General features: G+C 66.6%; 20 protein-coding genes. 12 read left to right on the top strand and 8 right to left on the bottom strand.

The features are described 5' to 3' along the window. The first annotated feature begins 190 nt into the window (after positions 1-190). The 6 genes from WC597_RS13895 to glyS all read left to right on the top strand — a co-directional run bounded on the left by WC597_RS13895 (position 191) and on the right by glyS (position 9097). The gene (locus tag WC597_RS13895) at positions 191-1846 is read left to right on the top strand and encodes an electron transfer flavoprotein-ubiquinone oxidoreductase (RefSeq protein ID WP_372694304.1); all 1656 of its coding nucleotides are present in this window, start codon (positions 191-193) and stop codon (positions 1844-1846) included. Positions 1847-2051: 205 nt separating this feature from the next. Next, the gene (locus WC597_RS13890; RefSeq protein ID WP_372694146.1) at positions 2052-3917 is read left to right on the top strand and encodes a tetratricopeptide repeat protein; all 1866 of its coding nucleotides are present in this window, start codon (positions 2052-2054) and stop codon (positions 3915-3917) included. Between the two features lie 5 nt (positions 3918-3922). Continuing rightward, positions 3923-4795 (top strand): 4-(cytidine 5'-diphospho)-2-C-methyl-D-erythritol kinase, encoded by an 873-nt coding sequence (locus tag WC597_RS13885; protein WP_372694144.1) that lies wholly within the window; start codon positions 3923-3925, stop codon positions 4793-4795. 207 nt (positions 4796-5002) lie between these two features. After that, entirely contained in the window at positions 5003-5896 is an 894-nt protein-coding gene (locus tag WC597_RS13880) for a fasciclin domain-containing protein (protein ID WP_372694142.1), read from the top strand. Between the two features lie 100 nt (positions 5897-5996). Continuing rightward, the gene (locus tag WC597_RS13875; RefSeq protein WP_372694140.1) at positions 5997-6890 is read left to right on the top strand and encodes a glycine--tRNA ligase subunit alpha; all 894 of its coding nucleotides are present in this window, start codon (positions 5997-5999) and stop codon (positions 6888-6890) included. Beyond that, the gene (gene glyS / locus WC597_RS13870) at positions 6890-9097 is read left to right on the top strand and encodes a glycine--tRNA ligase subunit beta (RefSeq protein ID WP_372694138.1); all 2208 of its coding nucleotides are present in this window, start codon (positions 6890-6892) and stop codon (positions 9095-9097) included. Before WC597_RS13875 ends, glyS begins: the two co-directional genes overlap by 1 nt. 313 nt (positions 9098-9410) lie before the next feature. On the opposite strand, the gene WC597_RS13865 is transcribed toward glyS, so the two are convergent. Next, on the bottom strand, positions 9411-9764 hold the full coding sequence (locus WC597_RS13865; protein WP_372694136.1) for an endonuclease domain-containing protein: 354 nt from the start codon (positions 9762-9764) through the stop codon (positions 9411-9413). A 214-nt stretch (positions 9765-9978) separates the two neighbouring features. Between WC597_RS13865 and ppdK the strand changes: the two genes are divergently transcribed. Both ppdK and WC597_RS13855 read left to right on the top strand, forming a co-directional pair. After that, positions 9979-12657: a pyruvate, phosphate dikinase gene (gene ppdK / locus WC597_RS13860; protein WP_372694134.1), complete on the top strand. Its 2679-nt coding sequence runs from the start codon at positions 9979-9981 to the stop codon at positions 12655-12657. Between the two features lie 342 nt (positions 12658-12999). After that, complete coding sequence (locus WC597_RS13855; protein WP_372694132.1) at positions 13000-13527, top strand: porin family protein; 528 nt, start codon at positions 13000-13002, stop codon at positions 13525-13527. 72 nt (positions 13528-13599) lie between these two features. Here WC597_RS13855 and WC597_RS13850 read toward each other — a convergent pair whose 3' ends face one another. Further along, positions 13600-13860 carry a hypothetical protein gene (locus WC597_RS13850; protein ID WP_372694130.1) on the bottom strand — a complete coding sequence of 87 codons (261 nt, stop codon included), beginning with the start codon at positions 13858-13860 and terminating at the stop codon, positions 13600-13602. A 144-nt stretch (positions 13861-14004) separates the two neighbouring features. Here WC597_RS13850 and WC597_RS13845 point away from each other — a divergent pair, with 144 nt between their 5' ends. Both WC597_RS13845 and WC597_RS13840 read left to right on the top strand, forming a co-directional pair. Continuing rightward, a complete protein-coding gene (locus WC597_RS13845) occupies positions 14005-15198 on the top strand; it encodes a M48 family metallopeptidase (protein ID WP_372694128.1) in 1194 nt (397 codons plus the stop codon). 40 nt (positions 15199-15238) lie between these two features. Further along, the gene (locus tag WC597_RS13840; RefSeq protein WP_372694126.1) at positions 15239-15700 is read left to right on the top strand and encodes a DoxX family protein; all 462 of its coding nucleotides are present in this window, start codon (positions 15239-15241) and stop codon (positions 15698-15700) included. A gap of 3 nt (positions 15701-15703) precedes the next feature. On the opposite strand, the gene WC597_RS13835 is transcribed toward WC597_RS13840, so the two are convergent. The 5 genes from WC597_RS13835 to WC597_RS13815 form a co-directional block, all read right to left on the bottom strand. Beyond that, the gene (locus WC597_RS13835) at positions 15704-16855 is read right to left on the bottom strand and encodes a beta-ketoacyl-ACP synthase III (RefSeq protein ID WP_372694124.1); all 1152 of its coding nucleotides are present in this window, start codon (positions 16853-16855) and stop codon (positions 15704-15706) included. Between the two features lie 115 nt (positions 16856-16970). Then, complete coding sequence (locus WC597_RS13830; protein WP_372694122.1) at positions 16971-19025, bottom strand: capsular polysaccharide biosynthesis protein; 2055 nt, start codon at positions 19023-19025, stop codon at positions 16971-16973. A gap of 215 nt (positions 19026-19240) precedes the next feature. Beyond that, positions 19241-20074 carry a CoA ester lyase gene (locus WC597_RS13825; protein ID WP_372694120.1) on the bottom strand — a complete coding sequence of 278 codons (834 nt, stop codon included), beginning with the start codon at positions 20072-20074 and terminating at the stop codon, positions 19241-19243. Further along, positions 20074-20751: an SDR family NAD(P)-dependent oxidoreductase gene (locus tag WC597_RS13820; RefSeq protein ID WP_372694118.1), complete on the bottom strand. Its 678-nt coding sequence runs from the start codon at positions 20749-20751 to the stop codon at positions 20074-20076. The genes WC597_RS13825 and WC597_RS13820 overlap by 1 nt, the downstream gene beginning before the upstream one ends. A 46-nt stretch (positions 20752-20797) precedes the next feature. Beyond that, entirely contained in the window at positions 20798-21295 is a 498-nt protein-coding gene (locus tag WC597_RS13815) for a GAF domain-containing protein (RefSeq protein WP_372694116.1), read from the bottom strand. Between the two features lie 361 nt (positions 21296-21656). Here WC597_RS13815 and WC597_RS13810 point away from each other — a divergent pair, with 361 nt between their 5' ends. Next, positions 21657-21935, top strand: a complete 279-nt coding sequence (locus WC597_RS13810; RefSeq protein WP_372694114.1) for a BrnT family toxin — start codon at positions 21657-21659, stop codon at positions 21933-21935. Beyond that, the gene (locus WC597_RS13805; RefSeq protein ID WP_372694112.1) at positions 21889-22167 is read left to right on the top strand and encodes a BrnA antitoxin family protein; all 279 of its coding nucleotides are present in this window, start codon (positions 21889-21891) and stop codon (positions 22165-22167) included. Before WC597_RS13810 ends, WC597_RS13805 begins: the two co-directional genes overlap by 47 nt. Positions 22168-22323: 156 nt before the next feature. Here WC597_RS13805 and WC597_RS13800 read toward each other — a convergent pair whose 3' ends face one another. Next, complete coding sequence (locus WC597_RS13800) at positions 22324-22620, bottom strand: TonB family protein (RefSeq protein WP_372694302.1); 297 nt, start codon at positions 22618-22620, stop codon at positions 22324-22326. Between the last annotated feature and the right edge of the window lie 95 nt (positions 22621-22715).

Genomic DNA, 22715 nt, shown 5'->3' with positions numbered 1-22715 from the left:
GGGCTACCGATAAGCCTTGACCGCCCTCGCGTCACCTTCCGATAAGCGGCATAACCACACGGACAACCGGGATTCAGGGGAAATCATGGCCGAAGAAGCCATCGAAGGCGGCGCGGAGAACGCCCGTCAGGAAGCGATCATCGACAATCTGCCGCCGCTGCAGGCGCTGGAAGGCGTCGAACGCGAGGTCATGGAATACGATGTCGTGATCGTCGGCGGCGGCCCGGCCGGCCTGTCGGCCGCTATCCGTCTGAAGCAGCGCGCCGAAAAGGACGGCAAGGACATCACCGTCGCCGTGCTGGAAAAGGCGGCCGAGGTCGGCGGCCATATCCTGTCGGGCGCAGTGATCGATCCCAAGGCGCTGAACGAACTGTTCCCCGACTGGAAGGAACGCGGCGCGCCGCTGGAGACGCCGGTCACCAAGGATAAATTCCTGCTGCTGGGTCCGCAGGGCGAGGCGTCTCTGCCCATGCCCCTGCTGCCGCCCTTCATGCACAATCACGGCTGCTACATCGCCTCGCTGGGCAATGTCACCCGCTGGCTGGGCGAGCAGGCCGAGGCTCTGGGCGTCGAGGTCTATCCCGGCATGGCCGCCAGTCACGTCGTCTGGGAAGAAGAGACGGGTCGGGTCAAGGGCGTCGTCGCCGGCGTGTTCGGCATCGACCGCGAGGGCAAACCGACCGGCGACTTTCAACCCGGCATCGAATTGCACGGCAAATATGTCTTCATCGCCGAGGGCGTGCGCGGCTCCCTGGCCAAGACCATCATCGCTAAGCACAGGCTTCAGGACGGCAAGTCGCCCCAGAAATACGGCATCGGCCTGAAGGAGCTGTGGCAGGTTCCGGCGGAACAGCACCAGCCCGGCCTGGCCCAGCACACGACCGGCTGGCCGCTGGACGAGCACACCGGCGGCGGCAGCTTCCTGTATCATTTCGGCGACCGCTACGTGGCCGTCGGCTATGTGGTCCACCTGAACTACAAGAACCCGTTCCTGTCGCCGTTCGACGAGTTCCAGCGGTTCAAGCACCACCCGTCCATCGCCCCGCACCTGGAAGGCGGCACGCGCATCTCGTACGGCGCCCGCGCCATCACCGAGGGCGGGTTGCAGTCGATTCCCAAGCTGTCGTTCCCCGGCGGCGCCCTGATCGGTTGCTCGGCCGGCTTCGTGAACGTGCCCCGCATCAAGGGCAGCCACAATGCGATGAAGACCGGCATGCTGGCCGCCGACGCCGCCTATGACGCGGTTCAGGCCGGGCGCAGCGGCGACGAACTGGTCGAATATCAAACCGCCTTCGAAAAGAGCTGGGTCTTTAAGGAGCTGTCCGTCGTCAAGAACGCCAAGCCCCTGCTGTCCAAGTTCGGCACGACCCTGGGCGGGGCGTTCGGCATGTTCGACATGTGGTGCCGCACCCTGCTGGGCGGCTGGTCGCCGGTCCCGACGCTGAAGCACGAAAAGACCGACGCCGCCTCGACGGGCCTGGCCGCCGACCATAAGCAAATCAGATATCCCAAGCCGGACGGGAAGCTGTCGTTCGACAAGCTGTCGTCGGTCTTCATCTCCAACACCAACCATGCCGAGGACCAGCCCGCGCACCTGAAGCTGCTGGACCCGTCCAAGCCGATCCAGGTCAACCTGCCCAAATACGGCGAGCCGGCCCGGCTCTACTGTCCGGCGGGCGTCTATGAGGTCGTCTATGCGGACGAGGTCGCCAAGACCGATCCGCGTTTCGTCATCAACGCCCAGAACTGCGTCCACTGCAAAACCTGCGACATCAAGGATCCGTCGCAGAACATCGTCTGGACTACGCCTGAAGGCGGCGGCGGTCCCAACTATCCGAACATGTGACGGAATAACCCCTTTAACCCGCTCATCCCGGCGAAAGCGGGGACCCAGTGCTTTCACATCGTCCGTGCGTCGGATGACCACCGGCCTCCGACATAGGCGCCTTTCGCCCAAAGACCTAAGTCCCGGCTTTCGCCGGGATGAGCGGAGTGGGGAAGCAATCATCTGTCCTCTTGCGGGGGCGGGTGAAAGCGTGAAGGGTCGAGGCATGATCGCCTCCCGTTCGCGCCTGTTCGCCGCCTCCCTGACCGTTCTCGCCCTGGCCATGGCCGGGCAGGCTGCGGCCCAGCAAATGCCCACACCGACCACGCCGGCTCAGGACGGCCCGGCCGCTATGCCGCCGGCCGTCATCGTGGAGCCGGGGCCTCCCGCTTCGGGCCAGGACGCCGCGCCCGATCCCCACATCATCATCACCGACACCCCGGTCACGCCGCCGATCCCTGCGGTCTGGGCGCCGATCCCGACAAACGCCGAGGGCCGCAGCGCCTATGGCCTGTATCTGGCGGGCAAGCTGGCCCTGATGCAGGGCGAGGGCGCGATCGGCTCGAACTATCTGGCCCAGGCCGAGCAACTGGCGCCGGAACAGCCGCGCGTGCGCGAACAGGCCTTCACCTCGGCCCTGCTGACCGGCGATCTGGACGTGGCGGCCGCGCTGGCCCCCACCGATGCGACCGCCTCGCCCGCCTTCGTCGAGGGCGGTCGTCTGGTCCGGCTGGTTCAGGACTTCGTGCGCGGCGACGCAAAAACGCCCAACGCCGCCCTGGCCCAGCAACCCATCGGCGCCCCCCATGCCCGCGCCGGCCTGCTGGTCGCGCCGTGGATCGCGGCGGCGGCCGGGGACTGGACCCGCGCGCTTCAGCCTGCGCCCATCAGCGGCGATCCCCTGACCCTGGCCTTCGCCCGCATGAACCGCGCCGCCCTGCTGGAAAAGCGTCGCGACTATGCCGAAGCCGAGGTTGAGCTGAAGGCCGCGGCCGACGTGGCAGGGGTCGGCGCCCTGTTCAAACGCCCCTATGGCGAGTTCATGGAACGGCGCGGCCGTCGCGACGACGCCATCGCCCTGTATGAAGCCGCGATCGCCATCCAGCCCGTCGATCCCGGCGTCGTCCGCGCGTTGCAGCGGGTGCGCGACGGCGGTCGGCCTCCGGTTCTGCCCGACTTCCGCGAAGGCGCGGCCCAGGGTTTGATCACCGCCGCCGCCCAGGCGTCGGCCGAACGCGGCAACGAGTTCGCCGCCGTCTATCTGCGCCTCGCGCAGAACCTGCACGATGACGACGAGACCGAGTTCCAGCTGGCCCAGGTGTTGTCGCGCGCCGGGCTGAAGTCGGCCGCCCGCAGCGCCCTGTCGCGCGTCGGGACCGACGATCCCCAGCTCTACGCCGCCGCCCGCGCCCAACTGGCCATCGCGCTGGAAGAGGACGGCCAGTCGGAAAACGCCTTGGCCGAACTGCGCCGCGCCGCCGCCGCCAGCCCCGACGACCGCCGCATCGCCCTGGTCCTGGCGGGGCAGTTGATGCAGCTGAAACAGCATGACGAGGCGCTGATCTTGCTGGACGGGCCGGTGCTGAACGTCGCCGATCAGGGCGCCAGCGTCCACTTCTTGCGCGGCGCCGCCTATGAGGCCCTGGGCCGCACGCCCGAGGCCGAGGCCGAGCTGTGGGCCGCCCTCCAGACCGCGCCCAACGACGCCGACATGCTGAACTATCTGGGGTATCTGTGGGTCGACAAGGGCCTGCGGGTACAGGAGGGCGCCGACATGATCGCCCGCGCCCATGCGCTGGAACCCGACAACGGCAACATCCAGGACTCGCTGGGCTGGGCCCAGTTCAAGCAGGGCCAGTTCGAAACCGCCGTCGACACCCTGGAACAGGCCGTCGACAAGGAACCCGCCAACGCCGAAATCAATGACCACCTCGGCGACGCCTATTGGCGGGTGGGCCGCGAACGCGAGGCCGTCTGGCTGTGGAACCGCGTCCTGGTGCTGGAGCCGGAACCCGAGCGCCGCGCCGATGTCGAGCGCAAGATCGCCAATGGGCTGGATGGCGCCGCGCCTGCCAAGGGCGTCTCTCAATAGTTTCCATGCCCGCGCTAACCGCCCTGGCTCCGGCCAAGATCAATCTGTTCCTGCATGTCGGGGCGGTGGACGCCTACGGCTATCATCCGCTGTCCAGCCTGGTCGCCTTCGCCGATGTGGGGGATCAGGTCTCCGTCGAACCCGCTGACCGGCTTTCCCTGACCGTAACCGGCCCTTTCGGCGAGGCGTTGGGCGCTGCGCCCGACAATCTGATCCTGCGCGCACTTCGGCGTTTGGGCGAGGTCACAGGCGCCGGCGAACCCAAGCTGAAGGTGACGCTGGACAAGCGCCTGCCCATCGCGGCCGGGCTTGGCGGCGGGTCGTCCGACGCGGGCGCGGCGCTGAAGCTGGCGCGCCGCGCCCTGTCGCTGGACATCGACGATGCGGCGCTGGAGGCAGTCGCGGGCGTCGTGGGCGCGGACGGCCCCATGTGCCTGCGCATGCGCACTGCCTTGGCCGAGGGCAGGGGAGACGTGCTGACCGACGAGCCACGCCTGCCGCCGCTGGCGGCCGTCCTGTTCAACCCCGGCGTCCCGTCGCCGACCGGCGCCGTCTACCGGGCCTATGATGCGGGACCGATGCGTTCGTCCGACCGTCCCGATCCGCCGCAAGACTGGTCCGTCGCCGCCGTCATCGACTGGCTGTCGGTTCAGCGCAACGACCTCCAGCCCCCGGCGCTGGCCCTGACGCCCACCATCGCGGACGCGCTCGCCGCCGTCTCCGCCACGCCCCAGGTCGCCCTGACCCGCATGTCCGGCTCGGGCGCGACCGTATTCGGCCTGTATCTCACCGAAGCGGCGGCCCAGGCGGCGGCGCGAACGCTCGCCGTCGCCCATCCAACAGCCTGGGTCACAGCAACGCAGCTGGCCGTTCAGTAGCGTTCTAGGTTTGTGGCCGAATACTGGCCATTCGCCCTCTGTAGCGCGGATATCGCCAAGGTCTCGACTCGATCATCACGAATGTTACCGATTGTATCAAAATCTCGGAACCAGATCACGGTGTTCTGATTTGAGTCCGCAGTTCCGATGACTGGAACGGATCGCCACCTCCCGGAAGCGATCCTCAAACAGAAAAAGGATATCGCCATGCTTCGTGCAAAACTGCTTGCCGCAACCGCCGTCGTCACCCTGATGGCCGCTCCCGCCTTCGCTCAGGAAGTCACCCCGCCGACCTCGCCCGCTCCGGCTGAGGCCCCGGTGCCGCAGACCGATCCATCCATGCCTGCCGCGCCCGAGGCTGCGGCGCCCACCGCCCAGGCGACCGCCCCGGCCGCGACAGAAGTCGCCGAGGCCACGCCGGCCGCCGGTGAGACTGTCGTCGACAAGCTGAAGGAAAGCGGCCAGTTCACCACCCTTCTGGCGGCCCTCGACGCGGCGCAACTGACCGACACCCTGGCGACGCGCCCGGCCATCTCCATCTTCGCCCCGACCAACGCGGCCTTCGCCGCCCTGCCTGAGGCGGACCGCACGCGTCTGATGGACCCGGCCAATGCCGCCGAGCTGCGTCAGCTGCTGCTCTATCACGTCATCGTCGCCGATGTGACGCCCGACCAGATCATGGGCAAGAAGGGCGGCGTTCCGACCGCCGCCGACAGCCAGGTCCTGCTGGACGGCACAGGGTCGGCCATCAAGGCTGACGGCGCCACCGTGGTCAGCGCCGAACTGGACGCCTCGAACGGCGCCATCTTCCCGATCGATCAGGTCCTGAACCCGGCGAACTCCATGGCCGCCATGGGCGATGAAGAGGCCGCCGCCCCGGCTGAAGCTGCAGCCCCTGCCGAAGCCGCCGCGCCTGCGGAAGAGGTCGCGCCCGCCGCCACCGCTCCGAGCGGCGAACCGGCTGCGGCCACCACCACCACAGCCTCGCCCCCGGTCGCCAATCCGACCGACGGTCAGGTCGACACCTCGGCCACGCCTCCGGTCGATGCGGCTGATCCTGCCGCTGACGGTGGCGACGAGGCTGCTCCGACCCCCCAATAATACGGGCCATACAATCGCTCGCTTGGTAGCGTGTTGAAGCGGAAGGCGGCGGGCCCTATGGTCCGCCGTCTTTTTTCCAGCCCCTCCCCACGAGCCCGATTTGACCACCTCGACCGAGCCGCTCGCGTTTCAGGACCTGATCCTGACGCTCCACCGCTATTGGGGCGAGCAGGGCTGCGCCATTCTCCAGCCCTATGATATCGAGGTCGGGGCCGGCACGCTCCACCCCGCCACGGTCCTGCGCGCGCTCGGCCCCAAGCCTTGGAAGGCCGCCTACGTTCAACCGTCGCGCCGCCCCGGCGACGGCCGCTATGGCGAGAACCCCAACCGGCTCCAACACTATTACCAATACCAGGTCATCCTGAAGCCGAACCCGGACAATCTTCAGGAGCTCTATCTCGGCTCTCTGGCCGCCATCGGCATCGATCCGAAACTGCACGACATCCGCTTCGTCGAGGACGACTGGGAGAACCCCACCGTCGGCGCCTGGGGCCTGGGCTGGGAGGTCTGGTGCGACGGGATGGAGGTGACGCAGTTCACCTATTTCCAGGGCGTCGGCGGCATCGAGGTCGATGTGGTCTCGGGCGAGCTGACTTACGGGCTGGAGCGTCTGGCCATGTATGTGCAGGGCGTGGACAATGTGTACGACCTGAAGTTCACCAAGGAGGGGCTGACCTACGGCGAGGTCTTCCTGGAAAACGAGCGCCAGCAGTCGGAGGCCAACTTCCACGGCTATGACGTGGACGGGCTGAAGCGCCGGTTCGAGGACATGGTGTCGGAGGTCTCGCGCCTGCTCGACATGCGCGGGCCGCAGGATCAGCCGCTGGTCCTGCCCGCCTATGACCAGGTGCTGAAGGCCAGCCACCTGTTCAACCTGATGGACGCCCGCGGCGCCATCGCCGTGGCGGAACGTCAAAGCTACATCGGCCGCATCCGCGACCTCTGCAAAGCCTGCGCCCTCGCTTACGTCGAACAAGAGCGGAAAACCGCCTGATGCCCCAACTCCTCCTCGAAATCTTCTCCGAAGAAATCCCCGCCCGCATGCAGCAGGGCGCCGCGCGCGACCTTGAGCGCATGGTCTCCGACCGTCTCAAGGCCGCTGGCCTGACCTGGGATGCGCTGACGACCTATGCCGGGCCGCGCCGCCTGACCCTGGTCATCGACGGCCTGCCCGTCGCCACGCCCGACCGCGAGGAAGAGGTCAAGGGCCCGCGCGCCTCGGCGCCCGAACAGGCGCTGGAAGGCTTCCTGCGCAAGACCGGCCTGACCCGCGATCAACTGACCGAGCGTGACGGCGTCCTGTTCGCGGTCCTGTCGTCCAAGGGCCGCGCCACGACCGATCTGGTCGCGGAGACGGTGGACCATGTCGTGCGCACCTTCCCCTGGCCCAAGTCGATGCGCTGGGGTTCCGGCACGCTGCGCTGGGTGCGTCCGATCAAGCGCATCCTGTGCCTCTTCGACGGCAAGGTCGTGCCGTTCGAGATCGACGGCATACCGTCCGACGCGATCACCGAGGCCCACCGCTTCATGGGCTCGGGCCAGCCGCTGAAGGTCAGCGACTTCGTCGACTACCGCGCCCAACTGGAGAAGAACTTCGTCCTGATCGACGCAGCCGACCGCAAGCTGCGCATTCTGGAACAGGCCAAGGCCGCCTGCGCCGCGCGGGGTCTGAGCCTGGTCGATGACGACGGCCTGCTGGACGAGGTGGCGGGTCTCGCCGAATGGCCGACCCCGATCCTGGGCGACATGGACCCGCAGTTCCTGGCCCTGCCGCCTGAGGTCGTGCGCCTGTCGATGAAGGTGCACCAGAAGTATTTCGCCGTGCGCGATCCGTCGAAGGAAGGCCTGGCGCCCAACTTCCTGGTCGTCGCAAACGTCGAGGCGACCGACGGCGGCAAGGCTCTGGCCGCCGGCAACTCCAGAGTCCTGTCCGCCCGCCTGAACGACGCCCGCTTCTTCTGGGACGAGGACCAGAAGGTCGGCTTCGACGCCTGGAACGCCAAACTGTCCGGCGTCACCTTCCACGCCAAACTGGGGACTCTGGCCGACCGCGTCGAGCGCATCACGGCGCTTGCCCGCGAAATCGCCCCCCTCGTGGGCGCCGACGCGGACGAAGCCGAGATGGCGGCGCGTCTATCCAAGGCCGACCTGCTGTCGGGCATGGTCAGCGAGTTCCCGGAACTGCAGGGGATCATGGGCGGCTATTACGCCCGCACCGCAACGAACTTCCCCACCCGGGCCTCGCTGCGCTCCGCCGTCCCTCCCCATGAAGGGGAGGGAGAATTCGCGCCCGATCCTCTCCCTCCCCTTCATGGGGAGGGACCGGGAGGCGAAGCCGACCGCGGGTGGGGCCGTGACCAGCGCGACCGCATCGCCGACGCCGTTCGCGACCACTACAAGCCACAAGGCCCCGCCGACACGGTCCCGACCGCGCCCGTCACGGTCGCCGTCGCCCTGGCCGACAAGCTGGACACCCTGGTCGGCTTCTTCGCCATCGACGAAAAGCCCACGGGGTCGAAGGACCCGTTCGCGTTGCGTAGAGCAGCGCTGGGCGTGCTTCGTCTGATTCTGAATAATGAAATCCGCCTTGCTCTAACCGATGACGCTTTCGCTCCTGCAATTGCGCTGATCACAAGTCAGGGCAAGGTAGAGCGTCAGGTCGACAAGCTGTCCCTTGGGTCAGAATTGGCGTCCTTCTTCGCCGACCGCCTGACCGTCCTCCTGCGCGACCGAGGCCAGCGCCACGACCTCGTCGCCGCCGTCTTCGCTCTGGGCGACGACGACCTTGTCCGCATCGTGCGTCGGGTCGAGGCGCTGGCCGCCTTCCTCGCCACCGACGACGGCACCAATCTGCTGGCTGGCTACAAGCGCGCCTCCAACATCCTGCGCGCCGAGGAGAAGAAGGGCCCTCTGCCGACCGGCATGGTCCAGACCGGCCTGCCGAACCAGCCCGAGCCCGAGACCGTCCTGGCCTTCGCCGTCGGCGCCGCCCGCATCGCCGTCGAGGCCGCGCTGGAAACCGAGGACTTCGCCGCCGCCATGACGGCCCTGGCCCGCCTGCGCGCCCCGGTGGACCGGTTCTTCGAGGACGTGCTGGTCAACTCCGACGTCCCCGCCGAACGCGAAAACCGCCTGAAGCTGTTGGGCCAGGTGCGCGACGTGATGGGCCAGGTCGCAGACTTCGGTCAGATCGCGGGGTAGGGGCCGCATCGTCTCCTCCCCACTTGTGGGGAGGGGGACCGCGAAGCGGTGGAGGGGCTCTTGAAGTCCCACGGCTGCGATGGGGTGAAGAACCCGTCCGTCACGGCGCAAGCGCGCCGCGCCACCTCCCCATGAAATGGGGAGGAGACGGGACCTAGCCGCATCGTCTCCTCCCCACTTGTGGGGAGGGGGACCACGAAGTGGTGGAGGGGCTCTTGAAGTCCCACGGCTGTGATGGGGTGAAGAACCCCTCCGTCACGGCGCGAAGATTCGCCGCGCCACCTCCCCATGAAATGGGGAGGAGACAGTCAGGTCAGCGGCGGATTCGGTCTCTTGCGGTCGAGGCGATGACATCCAGAACCGCGCCCAGATTTACCCGCACCGATTCCGCAGAGAAGCGGATGACATAAATGCCCTGGCTTTCCAGCCAGCGTGTGCGCTGCGCATCGTATTCGAAACGGTCGGCGTGGCTTTCGCCGTCCACCTCGACGGCCAGCATCGCCTCGGCGCAATAAAAGTCGAGCACATAGACGCCGACCGGGTGCTGGCGGCGGAACTTCAATCCGTCGAGGCTGCGGCGGCGCAGGTGGATCCACAGCCGGGCTTCAGGCGGCGTCAGGGCGCGGCGCAGGATGCGTGCGCGCGAGACGGAGCCTTCATGCGTCAAAGAACCCCTCCACCACTTCGTGGTCCCCCTCCCCATGAAATGGGGAGGAGGCGGTGACGTCAAGGTTGTGCGAGTGCGCCACCAAGGAAACCGGTTACCTGCTCACGCATTGTTACATCCGCCATGGTCAAGCCGGTTCCTCCGCGCTAGATCGTGCTGCATGTGCGAGCGGGGCCAACCCGCCGGACGATCCGAAAAGCTCAGGGACTGCAATATGACCAAGTGGGTGTACGGCTTCGGCGGAGGCTCCGCCGACGGCGACGCGTCGATGAAGAACCTTCTCGGGGGCAAGGGCGCCAATCTGGCGGAAATGTCCTCGCTGGGTCTGCCGGTCCCGCCGGGCTTCACCGTCACCACCGAGGTCTGCACCCACTATTACGCCAACGGCGAGACCTATCCCGCCGATCTGGAAGCCCAGGTGAAGGCCGCTCTGGATCAGGTCGAGGCCATCGTCGGCAAGACGTTCGGCGACGTGAACAACCCGTTGCTGGTCTCGGTCCGCTCGGGCGCGCGGGCCTCGATGCCGGGCATGATGGACACGGTCCTGAACCTGGGTCTGAACGACCAGACGGTCGAGGGTCTGGCGAAACTGTCGGGCGACCGCCGCTTCGCCTTCGACAGCTATCGCCGCTTCATCACCATGTATTCGAACGTCGTGCTGGGCCTCAGCCACGACGATTTCGAAGAGGTGCTGGACCAGCACAAGGACCGGCTGGGCGTCACCATCGACACCGACCTGAAGGCCGAAGACTGGCAGAAGGTGGTCGCCGACTACAAGGCCGTGGTCGAGCGCGAGCTGGGCCATCCCTTCCCGCAGGATCCCAAGGACCAGCTGTGGGGCGCCGTGGGCGCCGTCTTCGCCAGCTGGATGAACGACCGGGCCAAATTCTATCGACGCATGCACGACATCCCCGAAAGCTGGGGCACGGCCGTCAGCGTCCAGTCGATGGTGTTCGGCAATATGGGCGAGACCTCGGCGACCGGTGTGGCCTTCACCCGCAACCCGTCGACCGGCGAGGCGCGCCTGTACGGCGAGTTCCTGATCAACGCCCAGGGCGAGGATGTGGTCGCGGGCATCCGCACGCCGCAGTCCCTGACCAGGATCGGCCGCGAGGAGATGGGCGAGACCGCCCCCTCGATGGAAGAGGCCATGCCCGAGGTCTTCGGCCAGTTCGTCGAGGTGGTGAACAAGCTTGAAAGCCACTATCGCGACATGCAGGACATCGAGTTCACGGTCGAACAGGGCCGGCTCTGGATGCTGCAGACCCGTAACGGCAAGCGCACGGCCAAGTCGGCGCTGAAGATCGCCGTGGATCTGGCGGCCGAGGGCGTCATCACCCAGGAAGAGGCCATCAGCCGGGTCGAGCCGTCGGCCCTGGACCAACTGCTTCACCCCACGCTGGACCCGGATGCGGCACGCACCGTGGTCGCCGCCGGCCTGCCGGCCTCGCCCGGCGCCGCCACCGGCAAGATCGTCTTCGACGCCGACGAGGCCGAGCGCATGTCCGGCCTGGGCGAGGCGGTCATCCTGGTGCGCGAGGAAACCTCGCCGGAGGACATCCACGGCATGCATGCGGCGCGCGGCATCGTCACCGCACGCGGCGGCATGACAAGCCACGCCGCCGTCGTGGCGCGCGGCATGGGGCGCGCCTGCGTCTCCGGCGCCGGCGAAATCCACATCGACGAGGCCAAGGGCACGTTCACCGCGCGCGGCCGCACCTTCAAGACCGGCGAGATCATCACCATCGACGGTTCGAAGGGCGAGGTGCTGGACGGCGCCGTGGCCATGATCGAGCCCGAACTGACCGGCGACTTCCAGACGCTGATGGCCTGGGCCGACAAGGTGCGCCGCCTCAAGGTCCGCGCCAACGCCGAGACCCCGCTGGACGCCAAGACCGCGCGCGGCTTCGGCGCCGAGGGCATCGGCCTGTGCCGCACCGAGCACATGTTCTTCGACGACACCCGGATCGCCGCCGTGCGCGAGATGATCCTGGCCGACGACGAGGCCGGCCGCCGCACGGCCCTGGCCAAGATCGCGCCGTTCCAGAAGTCGGACTTCGTCGAGCTGTTCGAGATCATGGCCGGCCTGCCCGTGACGGTGCGCCTTCTGGACCCGCCGTTGCACGAGTTCATCCCGCACACCGAGGAAGACATCGACGCCCTTGCCGCCTCGTCCGGCATCGACGCCGACAAGCTGAAGCGTCGCGCCAAGGAACTGCACGAGACCAACCCCATGCTGGGCCACCGTGGCTGCCGCCTGGGCGTGGCCTATCCCGAGATCTACGAAATGCAGGTCCGCGCCATCATCGAGGCGGCGCTGGAGGTGCAGAAGACGTCGGGCCAGGCCCCGCTGCCGGAGATCATGCACCCGCTGGTCGCCCTGGGTCTGGAAATGAAGTTCCTGCGCGAACTGACCGACCGCACCGCCAAGGCGGTGTTCGACGAGACGGGTCAGAGCATCGACTATCTGGTCGGCACCATGATCGAACTGCCGCGCGCCGCCATCCGGGCAGGAGACCTGGCCGAATACGCCCAGTTCTTCAGCTTCGGCACCAACGACCTGACCCAGACGACCTTCGGCATCAGCCGTGACGACTCAGGGCGCTTCCTGCAGGCCTATCTGGACAAGGGCATCTTCGAGACCGACCCGTTCGTGCGTCTGGACCAGGACGGCGTCGGCGGCCTGATCGAGATCGCCGCCGAGCGCGGTCGCGCGGTGCGACCCGAGGTCAAGCTGGGCATCTGCGGCGAACACGGCGGCGACCCGTCGTCGATCGCCTTCTGCGAGAAGGCCGGCCTGGACTACGTCTCCTGCTCGCCCTACCGCGTGCCGATCGCGCGCCTGGCGGCGGCGCAGGCGGCGTTGAACGTGGAGCGCGAGAAGGACCGCTAAGGCCTCACACACGTCGTCATCCTCGGGCTCGACCCGAGGATCGGAGGCGCCGCCGCTGGTGCGACGATTTTGAAGCACAGCCCGACCAACGCCTGGTCCTCGGGGCGAGCCCGAGGATGACGGGGTGGGGGAAGTATCGAAGGGCGGTCTCTGCCGAGGTCGCCCTTTTTCTTTGTCACAAAACCGCCAACCTTGGCGGAACGGCGTATGTGTCCCGGCGTCCACAGGCATTCGTTGTGTTTCTCAGCCTCTGGAACAGATGACGGCCTGACCTATTTATGCACTCGCTGGATGGGGCTGATGATCGGTCCGGTCATCACATCTAGGAGTTAATAAGAAACAATGCGTAACATTCTTCTCGCCGCCGTCGCCGTTTCCGCAATCGCCGCTCCGGCCTTTGCTCAAACCAATCCCGAGCCGCGCGGTTACGGCTCTCTGGGTTACACTCATCTTGAAGGTGACAATGCAACGACGGGCGCCGTCACCGGTCGTCTGGGCGTAAACCTCAACCGTTACATCGCGCTGGAAACCGAAGCCTCGGTCGGCGTCAAGGACGACGACTTCACCGTCGCCGGCGTCGATGGCTCGATCAAGCACGAGTGGGACGCCGCCGGTTACGTGGTCGGCAAATACCCGGTCTCCGACAAGCTGGAACTGTTCGCGCGCGGCGGCTACGGCCACACCGAGCTGAAGCAGGAACTGCCCGGCGCCAAAACCGACGTGGGTGCGGACAGCTGGAACTACGGCGCCGGCGCCAACTACTATCTGGATGGCGTGAACGGCGTGCGGGCCGACTGGACCCGTCGCGACTATCGTGACGATGCGGGCAAGGCCGACGCCTATTCGGTCAGCTACATCCGTCGGTTCTGATCCGAAGGATCAGTCAGAACGACGAAGGCGCGCTCCGCAAGGAGCGCGCCTTTCGCGTTCAGGGCCGGCGGTTCAGCCGAAGTCGCCCGCGAGAGCCCAGCGCTGAGAGCCTTCGCCGAACGGACGCACGAACCAGTCGCGATACTGTTCGAAGGTCTCGATGATCTTCTGGCGAAGATCGGGCGCGTTCACGGCCTCTCCACGCTGGCGTTTCATCGCCGCGACACAGTCCACGACCATATTCTGATGCGCGGAACCGCCCATGCTTTTCAGCACGGCGGCGATGTCTTGGGCCAAGCTTTCGAGCACCTGCTTAGGCGTCTTGTGAGCCATCCGGGAAATCCCCTGTTCTCGACAACCGAATGGGTGACAAAAACTGATGACAGTTTCAAGCGTGGCCGAGCAAGAATCATCATGGACGGGAATTAACCTGACAGAACGCGGGTCACGCGCTTTGGTTCTCTCAAGGGAGAATCCATGACGAAATTCGATCCGGCGGTCGCCACGGCCCAATGGTTGGCGACGCTGTCGCCGCAAGAGACGGCGCGCGCCGTCGCCTATACTCACGGATCGCACTGGCTGATCCTGTGGGCGTTCCTGGTCTCGGCGCTGGCGGCCTGGGTCATCGTGCGCACCGGCCTGCTGGTCGCGATCCGCAGCCGGATCGAGCGGCGTCGGCGTCGCCCACTGGTGGCCAGCTTCGCCGTCGCCCTGGTCTATTCGATCATGAGCTGGGCGCTGACCCTGCCGTGGGCGATCTATGAAAGCTGGTGGCGCGAGAAACAGTATGGCCTGACCAGTCAGGCCCTGGGCGGCTGGCTGGGCGAGGCGGTGATCGGGGCGGCCATCTCGGTCGTCGTGACCGCGTTGCTGCTGGTGGCCATCTACGCCCTGATCCGGCGTGCGCGGCGGTTCTGGTGGGCGTGGGCGTCGGCGGTGACAGCGGCCTTCATCGTCATCGGCCTGGTGATCTCGCCCCTGGTGATCGAGCCGATCTTCAACACCTATACGCCCGCGCCAAACGGCCCGGTGCGCGACGCCGTCGTGGCGCTGGCGAAACAGACCGGCACGCCGTCGGACAAGATCTTCATCTACAACGGCTCCAAACAGTCCGACCGCTACACCGCAAACGTCTCGGGCCTGTTCGGCACAGCGCGCGTGGCCATGAGCGACACCATGTTCAAACAGGGCGCGGATCTGGCCGAGGTGCGCGGCGTGGTCGGCCATGAAATGGGCCACTACGCTCATGCGCACATCCTTTGGACCGTCGGCATTCTGGTCATCCTGTCGGCCCTGGCCTTCTGGCTGACCGATCGGCTGTATCCAGTCGCGCACCGCCTGCTGAGTGCCGACCGGGTGGGCGACATCTCCGATCCGGCCGGACTTCCCGTGCTGGCGCTGGTTCTGGCCTTCCTGGGCGTCCTGGCGACCCCGGTCTTCTCCACCATGACGCGGACGATGGAGGAGGACGCCGATCATTTTTCGCTGGTCCACGCCAATGAACCGGACGGCCTGTCCAAGGCTCTGATCAAGACCGCCGAATACCGCGCCCCGTCGCCCTCCGCCGTCGAGGAGTTCATCTTCTACGACCATCCCAGCGTCGAGAACCGCATCCGTCGGGCGATGGAATGGAAGGCGACCCATCCTCCGGGGCAACCGACCCAACCCTGAGGCATTGAAGGCTCCGCCATCCAGGCGGAGCCTTTTCCACATGATCGACCTCTATCGCGGTTTCGGCCTGGGCGTCCCGGCGCTGATGGACATCGCGCCCCTGATCGCGCGGGTCGTGGTTGGGGGAATGTTCTTCCTGTCCGGCTTCTACAAGCTGTTCACGCCGGCTCAAGCCGAGAAGATGCAGAAGACGATGGTCGAGGCCGGCGTCGCCGCGCCGCGTCAGACCGCCCGGTTCGTCTCGGTGTGCGAGTTCGCCTTCGGCGCCCTGCTGATCATGGGCCTGTTCACCAGCCTGGCGGCGCTGGTGCTGCTGATCATCAGCCTGGTCGCCCTGGTGACGGTGGCGTCCAAGTCTGTCGAGGGGACCAGTCTCGGCTATCGCCTCTCCAGCTATTTCGACCTGCCCGAGACCCTGCTGATGGTGATCCTGATCTGGCTGATCGCCAATGGGCCAGGGCTGTGGAGCCTGGACTTCGTCCTGTTCCTGCCCCGGCTTTAGATCTTAAGCGCGCTTCCTGACGAAGACCGTCCCGGCGGAATAGCCGGCGCCGAAGCTGCAGATCAGGCCGGTGTCGCCCGCCTCGAACCCGTCGTTGTGCAGGTGGAAGGCGATGATCGACCCGGCCGAAGAGGTGTTGGCGTAGTCGTCCAGGATGATGACGTTCTCGTCCGCCGAGGGCTCGCGCCCCAGCACCTTCTTGCCGATCATCGTGTTCATGTTGATGTTGGCCTGGTGCAGCCACAGCCGCTTCAGTTCGTTCGGATCCAGGCCCAGTTCGCCGGCGTGATCCACGATCATGTCCGACACCATCGGCACCACGTCGCGGAAGACCTTGCGGCCCTGCTGGATGAACAGCTTGTCGTTCTGAACGCTGTCGTCGGCGGCCGGCGTATCCAGATGCTCGGTGTCGCGCGCGTTGCGGTTCAGGAAGCCGAAGTTGTTGCGGATATTGTTCGAGAATGTGGTCTTCAGCCGCGTACCCAGCACGTCCCAGCCGCCCGGTCCCGCCGTCTCGGAAGACTCGACGATCACCGCCGTCGCCACGTCGCCGAAGATGAAATGGCTGTCGCGGTCGGTGAAGTTCAGGTGGGCCGAGCAGACCTCGGGGTTGACCATCAGCACCGCCTTGACCGAGCCGCCGGCGATGAAGTCCGTCGCCGTCTTGATGCCGAAAGTGGCCGAGCTGCACGCCACATTCATGTCGAAGGCGAAGCCCTCGATGCCCAGAGCCTGCTGCACCTCGATCGCCATGGCGGGATAGGCGCGCTGCATGTTGGAGGCGGCGCACAGGACGGCGCCGATCTCGCTGACCGGCTTGCCCCAGGCCTCGATCGCCTGACGCGCGGCCTTGACCGCCATCTCGGCCAGGATCGAGATCTCGTCGTTGGAGCGTTCGGCCAGGTTGGGGGCCATCCGCTCGGGATCGATGATCCCGGCCTTGTCCAGCACGAACCGGCTCTTGATGCCCGACGCCTTCTCGATGAACTCGGGCGATGAGTGGGCCTTGGCCTCCAGTTCGCCGGCCTCGATCTGGGCGGCGTGGCGGGCGTTCCAGCCGTCGGCCCAGGCGTTGTAGCTGTCGACCAGTTCGGCGTTGGAGACCGACTGCTCGGGGGTGAAGAGGCCGGTGGCGGCGATGACGGCGTGGGTCACTTTTTTGTTCCTATCGCTCGGCCCGCGGGGCCTTGCTGCTTGAGGAGTGTTGTTCCTATCGCTCGACGCGCGGCGTCTCGCTGCTTGAGGACAGTCCGTTTCCTATCAGAACGCGTCAATAGGACGGCGGCGGCCTGCGGTCGAGACTGGCGAGGATTCCTGTGGCCCAGCGCTGCACCTGACCGCGCGGCGCCTTGGGCGTCGGCTGGTCGCGCGCCGCGATCAGGGCCTCCACCAGATCCTCGGCCTCGCAAGGCCAGCCCATGGGCGTGACATAGATCGGATAGTGAATCAGCGCCGCCAGTATCAGATGATCCACCGTCGCCCGGCGCGTCCGACGCGCAAACGCCAACCGGTCATCGGTCAGTCCCCACCCCGCATAGAAGGGCCGCCCATAGACCGACACGGCTTTGCCCCGCATCAGCGCTTCGAACCCCGTCAGGGACGTCAGGGTCGCCACCCGGCGACAGGCGTTGAGACAGTCGACGATGTCCAGCCCGTCCGCGCTGGCGTCCACCGAGGCCATGGCCGAGGCGTCCAACTTACCGGGCCGATTGCCCGCCAGCACGTCGGGATGGTTGCGATAGATCAGAAAGGCGTCGGGATGATCGGCCCGCGCGGCCTCGACCAGGGCGGAGTTGGTGGCCAGGTCCGGCTCGCAGCCCAGCAGGATCGACTTGTCGTTCTCGACCTGGCCGACGACCAGCAGGATCTCGCGATCCGCAGGCCAACCGGCCGGCGCCTGACCTTTCAGATTGTATTTCGACAGACCCGCCTGGACGATGCGCGCGCCCAGCGCTCCAGCGCGCGCCAGCTGCTGCGGCGCGGCCTGCGTCGTCTCTATCAGGGTCTCCAGACGCGACGGCCGCGACGGGTCGTAATAGACGCCTTGGTCGTCCAGGGCGACCGACAGGGCGCCGACGAAATCGGACCCCAGGCCGCGCGACCGGATGAAGCCGTCCTCCATCCGCACCGTCGGGCCGCTGAACGAAGCGGCGGCCTGTCGCGTCGCCTCGCTCTCCTTGCCCGCCCACCAGATCAGCCGACCGTTCGTCGCGGTCGCATGGGCGGCGGCCCGCGACGGCGACATGAAATAGCGCATCGTCGCCTTGGGCGAGTTCAGCAGCCGGCGCACAGGCGGACGCTTGGCCGGCGCAAACCCCACCGCCGACCACGACCCCGCCAGCCGGTCGGCCCTGTCGCGCAGCGCGATCAGCCGTTCCAGCGCCTGTTCGGCCTCGCACCGCTCGCCCGTCACCGGATCGACATAGCGGCTGTAGGCGATCAGGGCGGCGGCGGCGACCTGTTCGATAGACCGCGCCACGCCGCGCCTTCCGGTCTGGACCGCATCGGTCGTTAGGCCCCAGCCGGAATAGAAGGGCACCCCGAAACATCGCACGGATAAGCCGCGCAACAGGGCCTCGAACCCCAGCGCCGAGGTGACGCAATAGACCGCATCCACCGCCGCCAGCAGGTCGGCGGGCCGCACGTCCGTATCGACCAAGGTCACGCCAGCCAGGTCGGTGACGCAGCCGCGCTTCCTGCCTGCCGCCACCGCCGGATGACGTTTGACGATCAACTGGGCGTCCGGTTCGTCGCGCCGGGCGGCTGCGATCATGGCGTCAAAGCTTTGCGCCGTCGCCAGACCATGGGCGATGGAGGCGTCGCCGAACGTCTGGTCCACGATCAGGACACGCCGGCCGGGCTTCAGCAGGACCGGGTCCAGCGGCCCGCCCATGTTTGTCTTGGACACGCCCGAGGCGACGATCCGGTCGATCAGCCCCCGTGCTCGGGCGGTCATGGCCGCGTCGCACCAGTCGTCGGCCGTCTGGATCAACTGCTCCAGCCGGCTGGGCCGCGTCGCATCGTAATAGACGCCCAGATCATCGACGATCAGGCTCAGGCTGGTCGCCCCCGCCTCGCCGATCCCGACCGAGCGCAGGAACCCGTCCTCCAGCGCCACATAGGGCCGCCCGTTCTTTTCGGCCCACCGCCGCCCCGCCGCCGCCGTCGGCTTCATCCCCCAGCCCAGCACCGCCTGAACCTCGTCCCCTGGCAGGCGATGCAGGTCGTAGTCGGCCAGGAAGACGTCGAGAAAGGGGACCTTCAGCACGCCGGGCGCACAGACCCAGGCCGGGATTTTCGAAGGCGTGTCGGCAGATAGGGGCAAGGCGGGTCCGCTGAGTTTCGACGCGAGGTTTAGGGCGGTTGCGTAAAGGCGGCTAGGGTCCACACCCGTCTCCTCCCCATTTCATGGGGAGGTGGCTCGAAGCGCAGCGGAGAGACGGAGGGGTTCTGCACCGCATCACAGGCGTCTGTGGGACTTCAAGAGCCCCTCCACCGCTCCGCGGTCCCCCTCCCCACAAGTGGGGAGGAGACAGGAGGTCAGCCTTCCGCTCGCGCCAGCAGCGCCTGCGCCTGCTCCAGATGCAGGCGTTCGACCATGGCCCCGTCCACACGGATCGCGCCCTGACCCTCGGCGTCCGGCTCGGCAAAGGCGGCGACGACGGCGCGGGCGTTGGCGATCTCGGCGTCCGACGGCGAGAAGGCGGCGTTGGCCGCGGCGATCTGGGACGGGTGGATCAGGCTCTTGCCGTCGAACCCGTACAGCCGCCCTTGCGCCGCCTCAGCCGCCAGACCGTCCGCGTCGTCGATCCGGTTGAACACTCCGTCGATGGCCAGCAAGCCATTGGCCCGCGCGGCGGCGACCAGAATCGCCAGCCACGGCTTGAACGGCTCGCGATCCGGCGAGGCACCGGTCCCCAGCGCCTTGGCTAGGTCGTTGACCCCCAGCATCAGCCCGTCCAGCGCACCGTCCGCCGTGGCGATGTCGGCCAGCGCCATCAGGGCGTGCGGTGTCTCGATCATGGCCCACAGGGCGCAGCCCTTGGCCAGGCCGGCGGACAAGGCGTGGACCGCCTCGGGCGTCTCCACCTTGGGCGCGACCACCAGTGTGGCCCCCGCCGCCTTCATCGCCGCCAGATCGTCCAGCCCCCATTCGGTGTCCAGCCCATTGATCCGCACGCCCAGGCGCGGCCCGAACCCGCCGCCGCGAACCGCCTCGACGGCGGCGGTGCGCGCATCGGCCTTGGCCTGGGGCGCGACCGCGTCCTCCAGGTCGAGCACGGCGACATCGCAATCCAGCGTCCGCGCCTTGTCGATCGCCCGCGCATTGGAGGCGGGCAGATAAAGGACGCTGCGGACCCGGTCGCTGCGCATCAGACGCGGCCCGTCACGGGGACCAGGGCGCCGGTCATGGCCCGGCTCTCGGGCGAGGCGAGGAACAGGATCACCGCCGCCAGATCGGCCGGCGCCACCCAGGTCGCCGGGTCGGCGTCGGGCATGTCCTTGCGATTGGCGGGCGTGTCGATGATGGAGGGCAGGGCGGCGTTCACGGTGACGCGGGTGGTCTTCAACTCGTCCGCCAGCGCCTGGGTCAGGGCGTGGACCCCGGCCTTGGCCGCGCCATAGGGCCCCATGCCGGCGTCGGTCTTCAGAGCGGCCGCCGAGCCGACATTGACGATCCGACCCTCGGGCGAGGCCTTCAGCGCATCCAGCGCGGCGCGGCTGGCGTTGAAGGCGGTGGTGACGTTCAGGGCGTACATCCGGTCCCAGGCCGGTTCCGCATCGTCGGTCGTCTGCCAGACGAAGCCGCCGGCAATATTCAACAGCGCGTCCAGCCGCCCGAACCGTGCGATGACCGCATCGATCGCGCCCTGCGCTTGTTTGGCGTCCGTCAGATCGACCCCGCCGACCTCCAGCACGCCCTGCGGCACGGGATGGCCCGCCGCATGATCGATGACCGCGACCTGCCAGCCGGCCTTCAACGCCGCCTCCAGCACCGCGCGGCCCAGGACGCCATGCCCGCCTGTGATTGCGACTGTCCGCTGTGTCATCTGATCCTCCATGTCGCGGAGGACCATAGAGCCGGGCGTGGCGGGATCAACCGACCGCGAAAACCTTCGCCATCAACCGCTCCAGCGCGATCTGATCCTCGGCGTCGAAGGCGGCGGGCGTCGTCGCATCCACGTCCAGCACCGCGATCAACGCGCCCGAGGCGTCCAGCACGGGAACCACGATCTCGCTGGCCGAGCGGCTGTCGCAGGCGATGTGACCCGGAAAGGCGTGAACGTCCTCGACCAGTTGCGTCTGGCGCGTCGCCGCCGCCGTCCCGCACACCCCGCGCCCGAACGCGATCCGCAGACACCCCAGCGTCCCCTGATACGGCCCGACCACCAGCTCGTCGGTCTTGTCCGGCGCCACGACATAGAAGCCGGTCCAGAAATAGTGCTCGAACGCATCCGCCAGCATCGAAGCGACCGTCGCCATCCGCGCCGTCACGTTCGGTTCGCCTTCCAGCACGGCCAGGATCTCCGCCTCGACCTCCAGATAGCGCGCGGCCTTGTCCGAGGGACGATCGGTGCGAGCGACATAGGCCATGGGGGAACTCCGAAAGGAACAGGCTGGCGATATAGGAGGAATGCGCCATGCAGGGGAGGGATAATCCGCAGCCACATCGCGGAGTATTTATTGTAGCACCGCAATTGACGGCGTCAATTTTTGTGCTACATTAATGCTGTCGGAGTGAAGCCTCCGGCAGGCGCTATGCGTCCGAAAAATGTGAAACTGAAAAACGCAGACAAAACAGTAAGCCAAAAATCAATTACGCCCAGAAAAAAACCAACGACCTGTAATCCAACGAAAAACGAATCCAACAAGTAAAAGAGACCAAACATGACCGCCCAAAACTTGCCGAAAGGCCCCGGAAACCCTCTGAAGAGGGCGCTTAGGATCAACCACAATGGAAATAAGCTACGATGAGGCAAAGCGGCGCCAGACCCTAAAAGCGCGAGGTCTGGATTTCCGCAGCGCCAACTTGGTGTTCACTGGCATCTGCCTCACTGTCGAGGACGATCGCCACGATTATGGAGAGACGCGTTATCAAACCATGGGCCAGCTCAACGACGAAGTCGTGATGCTGGTTTGGACACCTCGCGACAATGGGCGCCGCATCATCTCTATGAGAAAATGCAATGGCCAAGAACGAGAATATTACTACACCGAATTGGCAGGATTCTGATGACGCTCCGGCTTGGTCGCCGGAAGTCTTCAAGCGAGCCGAGATCAGTCGTGGCGGCGATGTCGTCCGCCAAGCGTCGGGCACACTTAAGAGGGGACGTCCAAAAGCAGACGTAACCAAGGAGCACGTGTCCCTTCGACTAGACAGGGATGTCCTTGCCCTATGGCGAGAATCTGGTCCTGGCTGGCAAGGACGGATCAATGAAGTGTTGCGGAAGGCGGTGGGTGCTTAACCCGCCGCCCCCAAGCACAGGATTGTTGGTAAGCCCGGAGGAAGTGACCTTCCGGGCTGGATCAATCGGTTAGGCTGTCAAACCGGGTGTCGGTCGCTCCCGCCGCCGCTGGGTAATACAGGGCGGTGTCAAACCATTCTGAGAATCATCTAGGCTCTAATCCTCGCCGAAGCTGACGGTGAACCTGTGGCTACCGCCGGCATCCACAGTGGCTGGCGAGAACCTTGCCGAACGCATTGAGCGGAGCGCGGCTTCGCCGAAGCCCACGCCAGAGGGTAACTCAAACACCACCGAACAGTTGGTAGGGGTGCCGTTCGATTGAGATGTGCAAAGCAGTTCAACGCTGCCGGTGGTCACGCCGCGCTCTGAGGCTCGCTCTGGAAAATCCGGTCTAGGTTCGCGGGACCACGAGGCATCAGGTTTGACGTGACCCCCTGAAACTCCTCCAGGAATAGCTAGAGTCCGCCCCTCGAAAGGACGGACAGAATGAAGCGATCAAGATTCACGGAAGAGCAGATCATCGGGATCCTGCGCGAGCAGGAGGCCGG

The sequence above is a fragment of the Brevundimonas sp. genome (genome assembly GCF_041648115.1).
In the GTDB taxonomy this organism is placed as follows: Bacteria; Pseudomonadota; Alphaproteobacteria; order Caulobacterales; family Caulobacteraceae; genus Brevundimonas.
Note: the sequence above shows the minus strand (reverse complement) of the source record. Positions and strands in the feature narration are given on the sequence as shown.